Raw genomic sequence first — 5,148 nt, forward strand, 5'->3', positions numbered from 1 at the left:
TGGCGGGCATCCACCGTATCAGTTTTGCTGCGTATTCCCTGACTCTGGACGAACGCTTTGCTGAGCATCGGATTGATAACAGAGACCTGATACCCTGCGTCAGAGAGATGAGCGGCGACATCTTCCATATACGTCCCGGTCGCTTCCATGCAGATATGGGCATGGATGACCTGATGTCCCTGCAACCAGCTGACGAGCTCGTCATGACCTCCGGGGGTGTTGGCAAATTTCTTGCTGCGGTGACGGCCATCAGGCCGCAACATATCGACATCGAGTTTAGCTTTGGCAACATCAATGCCAATAAAGTGAATTTCGTTTTCCATGGTGTAACCATCCTTGCAAATACGGGGTACCGGGTGAACCGGTCCATGATACTGTTCGGTTTATCACTTGTGGATAACGGTGGTCTGGTGCGGGGATCTACCAAACAGACTAAAAGTCTGAGCCCGGACACGGCATCCGGACCACCACCAGAGGGAACTGGCCGGTTCTCTCTGGATTTTTTAATAATACAAGCCCGGACAAGGCGCGTTAAGCGCCGCCTCCGGGAAGCCACGTGCAATACCGCTTCCGATGTTCTCCACGGCGCGCGGCTGGGCTACAAGCATTACCCCGCCCGGTAATAGGGTTTATCCCCGAGAATCGTCGCCCGGTGCATAATGCGCCGCTGCGGCAGGTAATCGGCGTTGGCGTAGTGCTGGGTGACGCGGTTATCCCAAATCGCCACGTCGTTCGGCTGCCAGCGCCAGCGCACCTGGAAGTCCGGTTTAGTAACGTGAGCAAACAGGAAGCCGAGCAGCGCCTCGCTCTCTTTCTCCGTGACGTCAACGATGCGGGTGGTAAAGCCCTCATTGACAAACAGCGCCTGCTTCCCGGTCACCGGATGGGTGCGCACCACCGGATGCAGCAGCGGCGGATTTTTCGCGACCGCCTCCAGCCAGCGCTGATGCTCCTCTTCGCTTTTACGGTATTTGTACTCCTGAAACGATTTGCGAAAATCATGCTCCGCGCGCAGGCCGCTTAACAGCTGGCGCAAAGGCGCGGAGAGCGCCTCATAGGCCGCAATGCCGCTGGTCCACAGGGTATCGCCGCCGGTTGACGGCAGCTCTTTTGCCGCGAGGATCGCCCCGGCGGGCGGCGTCTCAATAAAGGTGACATCGGTGTGCCAGTTATCATTATCCGGCGGATTATCGTCATGGGTATCAAGCACGATAATCTCATCCACGCCGGGCGCGTGCGGATAGACCGGATGAATATGCAGGTCGCCAAAGCGCAGGGCGAGATCCCGCTGCTGCTCGGGAGTGATGTTTTGCTCGCGCAGGAACACCACCTGGTGACGCAGCACCGCGTGATACAGCTGCTCAAACTGGTTGTCGCTCAGCGGGCGGGTGATGTCGACCCCGGATACCTGCGCGCCAATATACGGCCCCAGCGGGGTAATGCTTAAACGTTCGCTCATTGTACTTCTCCATGCCAGGGCGTCAGGCGACGCTGCAGCGCGCGCAGCCCCAGTTCCAGTAAAAAGGCGATGATGGCAATCACCGCGATCCCGGCCAGCACCACGTCGGTGGCGAGGAACTCACCGGCGGACTGCACCATAAAACCTAACCCGCGGGTGGCGGCAATCAGCTCCGCGGCCACCAGCGTCGACCAGCCCACGCCGAGCCCAATGCGCAGGCCGGTGAGGATCTCCGGCAGCGCGCCGGGCAGGATCACCAGCCACAGCACCTGCGCCCGGCTGGCCCCTAAAGATTGCGCGGCGCGAATGCGCACCTGCTGGGCGCTCTTAACCCCCGCCAGCGCCGACATCGCCACCGGCGCGAATATCGCCAGGTAGATCAGCAGGATCTTCGAGGTCTCGCCGATGCCGAACCAGATCACCATCAGCGGTAAATAGGCCAGCGGCGGCACCGGGCGATAAAGCTCGATCAGCGGGTCGAGGATCCCGCGTACCGTGGGGCTCAGCCCCATGGCGATCCCCACCGGCACGCCGAGCAGTACCGCCGCCAGCAGCGCGATAACGATACGCGTCAGGCTCGCCGCCAGGTGCTGCCAGAGGGTGGCGTCCATAAAACCCTGCGGACCGGCAATAGTGATAAGTTTCTGCAATACCTGTCCCGGGGGCGGCAGAAACAGCGGACTAATCAGCTGCAGGGCGGCAACGGCCCACCAGATAGCCAGCAGTACCGCCAGGGTCGCCACGCTCAGGCTGAGCTGACGCGAGAGCGGCCAGCGCCACTTCAGCCCCCGCTGACGCGGTTTGTCATTGATGACCACGCTCATGAGAAAGCCTCCCGTTGTTCAAATACCCGGCTGAGGACGTATTCGCGCTGTTCGATAAACCGCGGGTCCGATTTAATGCTGCGGCAGGATTCACCGGCGACGAAGCGGCGGCCAAAATCGAGCGGCAGCCGTTCGAGCACGCGGCCCGGCCCCGGCGAGAGCAGTACCAGTTCGGTGGCCATAAACACCGCCTCTTCGATATCGTGGGTAATCAGCAGCACCTTCTTACCGGTCTCGTGCCACAGGCTGAGCAACAGGGTTTGCATCTGCTCACGGGTAAAGGCATCCAGCGCGCCAAACGGCTCGTCGAGCAGCAGCAGCTGCGGGTTGGCCGCCAGCGCGCGGGCAATGCCTACCCGCTGACGCTGGCCGCCGGAGAGCTGCCAGATAAAGCGCTTTTCCGCCCCTTCGAGGCCCACTTTTTTCAGCATCTGCGCGGCGGTTGCCCGGCGCTGCGTTTTGTCGACCCCGGCCAGCTGCAGCCCGAGCGCAACGTTATCCTGCACGTTGCGCCACGGCAGCAGCCCTTCGTGCTGAAACACCACGCCGCGATCGGCGCCCGGCCCTTCAACCCGCTGGCCTTCAAGGGTGATACTGCCGTGCTGATAAGGCACGAATCCGGCAATCAGGTTCAGCAGCGTGGTTTTACCGCAGCCGGAGGGCCCCAGGACCACCAGCAGTTCGCCGCTGTCCAGCGTCAGGTTGATATCCGCCAGCGCCGGTTTACCGCCGTAATCGGCGGAAAGATGCGAGATTTGCAGCATCATGACCTCCTTTACTTCACAAAACGGTCGGTGACGTACTGGCTGTAGTCGCTACCGGCGGCGGGAACTTTTCCCTGCTCTTTCAGGAACTTAGCGGTGTCGATGATGGCTTTATTCACCGGCCCGTTCAGCTCCTGCGCCTGCTGGGCGGCGGTCAGGTAGGTATTGCCTTTCACCAGCCCCGGGACGTCGGCTTCCGGTACGCCGCTTAAGCGCGCCAGCTTGCTGATGTTCTCCGGCTGCTTCAGCCACTCATCCGGGTTGGCGATATAGGGCTGCTGCGCGTCAATGGCGCTTTTGGCGAAGGCTTTGACGATGTCAGGATGCTTTTCGGCAAAGTCTTTGCGTACCACCCACACGTCCAGCGTCGGCGCGCCCCACTCGCCCACCTGCGACGAGTCGGTGAGAACCGTACCGTCTTTTTCCAGCGCGTTAACCGCCAGCGCCCAGACGTAGGCGCCGTCAATGTCGCCACGCTGCCAGGCGGCAATAATCGCCGGCGGCTGCAGGTTGAGGATCTGCACCTGCCCCGGTTTAATCCCCCAGTGCTTCAGCGCCGACAGCAGGCTGTAGTGGGTGGTGGAGATAAATGGCACGGCGATGCGTTTGCCGATCAGGTCCTGCGGTTTGGTGATGCTCTTCTTCACTACCAGCGCTTCGGAGTTACCGAGCTTTGAGGCCAGCAGAAAGACTTCAATCGGCACCTGCTGGGTGGCGGCGACCGCCAGCGGGCTGGAGCCGAGGTTGCCGATCTGCACGTCGCCGGAAGCCAGCGCCCGCACGATGCTCGCGCCGCTGTCAAACTTGCGCCAGTCGACGGTCGCCCCGCTTGCTTTGGCGAAGGTGTTGTCCGCCTGGGCGACTTTCGCCGGCTCGGCGGAGGTCTGATACGCCACGGTAACGTTGACCGCCTGGGCCTGGAACGCCGCCAGCGCCAGCGCGGCAATGAGTGTGATACGCGATTTTAGTGCCATAGTGTCTGCTTCCCATAGTTGTTATGGGTGCAGTATTTCCGGCGCGATGCGTTTGATGAAGTAATTAAAAATTCTTGCTAAGAACAAAGCGTTTTTAGAAAAAAATCGGCAATGCTTATACACAAAATCATTCATGCTGCATCGAGGCGGCAAGGTTGTTCGTCCCCGGGAGCTGACATAAGTCAGTGACCGGGGCGGGCAAACGAAGCCAACAAAGAGGCAGCTTGAAGGATGAAGTGTATTGCGATTTTGTTACATTCGTTGCATAACTGCGCCTGATTGATTGCCAGCGCAGCGGCGGCAGGCATCATAGAACCATGATGCGCTGAGAGAGAAGAAACATGATTCGAGTGGTGCTGGTCGATGACCATGTGGTGGTGCGTTCAGGCTTTGCGCAGTTACTCAGCCTCGAAGAAGATCTCGAGGTGGTTGGCCAGTTCAGCCGCGCGGCGGAAGCCTGGCCGGCGCTGCTGCGCGACGACGTCGATGTGGCGGTCATGGATATCGCCATGCCGGATGAGAACGGCCTGAGCCTGCTAAAGCGCCTGCGCGCGCAAAAGCCGCAGTTCCGCGCTATTATTCTCAGCATTTACGACACCCCCACCTTCGTGCAGAGCGCGCTCGATGCCGGCGCCAGCGGCTATCTGACCAAACGCTGCGGCCCGGAAGAGTTGGTCCAGGCGGTGCGTTCCGTCGGTATGGGCGGACACTACCTGTGCGCCGATGCGCTGCGGGCGCTGCGCGGCGGAGAGCAACCGGCGCAGGTGCTGGAAGTGCTCACCCCGCGTGAACGCGAAGTCTTTGATTTGCTGGTTAAAGGCGACAGCGTCAAGGAGATCGCCTTTAAGCTCGAGCTCAGCCACAAAACGGTTCACGTCCATCGCGCCAACGTGCTGGGCAAACTACAGTGTCACAGCACCATTGATCTGGTCCATTTCGCCCTCGACCACCAGCTGCTGGCGGGTCATTAATGTCGCGCAGCCTTCGCCACAGCGTCATCTCGCTGTTCATCGTGCTGGCCTGGGGAAGCGGCTGGCTGATGCTGTGGACGCTCGGGTTTTACCTGACCCATAACGGCCAGCAGGCGGCGCTGTTCCTGCCGCACGGCGTCTATCTGGCGCTGCTAA

The 5,148-nt window shown here is 60.6% G+C and carries 6 protein-coding genes and 1 pseudogene; 2 read left to right on the top strand and 5 right to left on the bottom strand.

The window, feature by feature from the left end:
* The 5 genes from SIK97_RS00815 to tauA all read right to left on the bottom strand — a co-directional run.
* A partial coding sequence (locus tag SIK97_RS00815) for an IS110 family transposase (RefSeq protein ID WP_202019195.1) occupies nucleotides 1-323 on the bottom strand: 323 nt, incomplete at its 3' end.
* Between the two features lie 284 nt (nucleotides 324-607).
* Nucleotides 608-1,459 (bottom strand): taurine dioxygenase, encoded by an 852-nt coding sequence (gene tauD, locus SIK97_RS00820; RefSeq protein WP_032694131.1) that lies wholly within the window; start codon nucleotides 1,457-1,459, stop codon nucleotides 608-610.
* On the bottom strand, nucleotides 1,456-2,283 hold the full coding sequence (gene tauC, locus SIK97_RS00825; RefSeq protein ID WP_032694130.1) for a taurine ABC transporter permease TauC: 828 nt from the start codon (nucleotides 2,281-2,283) through the stop codon (nucleotides 1,456-1,458). Before tauC ends, tauD begins: the two co-directional genes overlap by 4 nt.
* A complete protein-coding gene (tauB, locus tag SIK97_RS00830; protein ID WP_004848135.1) occupies nucleotides 2,280-3,047 on the bottom strand; it encodes a taurine ABC transporter ATP-binding subunit in 768 nt (255 codons plus the stop codon). Before tauB ends, tauC begins: the two co-directional genes overlap by 4 nt.
* An 11-nt stretch (nucleotides 3,048-3,058) precedes the next feature.
* Complete coding sequence (tauA, locus tag SIK97_RS00835) at nucleotides 3,059-4,021, bottom strand: taurine ABC transporter substrate-binding protein (protein ID WP_057173910.1); 963 nt, start codon at nucleotides 4,019-4,021, stop codon at nucleotides 3,059-3,061.
* 341 nt (nucleotides 4,022-4,362) lie between these two features.
* On the opposite strand from tauA, the gene SIK97_RS00840 reads away from it, so the two are divergent.
* Both SIK97_RS00840 and SIK97_RS00845 read left to right on the top strand, forming a co-directional pair.
* The gene (locus SIK97_RS00840) at nucleotides 4,363-4,992 is read left to right on the top strand and encodes a response regulator transcription factor (protein WP_014228124.1); all 630 of its coding nucleotides are present in this window, start codon (nucleotides 4,363-4,365) and stop codon (nucleotides 4,990-4,992) included.
* Nucleotides 4,992-5,148 (top strand): annotated as a pseudogene (locus SIK97_RS00845) (MASE1 sensor histidine kinase); the annotation flags it as partial. The gene SIK97_RS00840 and the pseudogene SIK97_RS00845, both read left to right, overlap by 1 nt.

It is taken from the genome of Klebsiella sp. JN_Kp126, assembly GCF_033843325.1.
Taxonomy (GTDB): domain Bacteria; phylum Pseudomonadota; class Gammaproteobacteria; order Enterobacterales; family Enterobacteriaceae; genus Klebsiella; species Klebsiella michiganensis.

What these genes read in the sequence shown, in the direction of transcription:
- tauD (WP_032694131.1), bottom strand. Translation starts at nt 1,459, where the DNA reads ATGAGCGAACGTTTAAGCATTACCCCGCTGGGGCCGTATATTGGCGCG.
- tauC (WP_032694130.1), bottom strand. Translation starts at nt 2,283, where the DNA reads ATGAGCGTGGTCATCAATGACAAACCGCGTCAGCGGGGGCTGAAGTGG.
- tauB (WP_004848135.1), bottom strand. Translation starts at nt 3,047, where the DNA reads ATGCTGCAAATCTCGCATCTTTCCGCCGATTACGGCGGTAAACCGGCG.
- tauA (WP_057173910.1), bottom strand. Translation starts at nt 4,021, where the DNA reads ATGGCACTAAAATCGCGTATCACACTCATTGCCGCGCTGGCGCTGGCG.
- SIK97_RS00840 (WP_014228124.1), top strand. Translation starts at nt 4,363, where the DNA reads ATGATTCGAGTGGTGCTGGTCGATGACCATGTGGTGGTGCGTTCAGGC.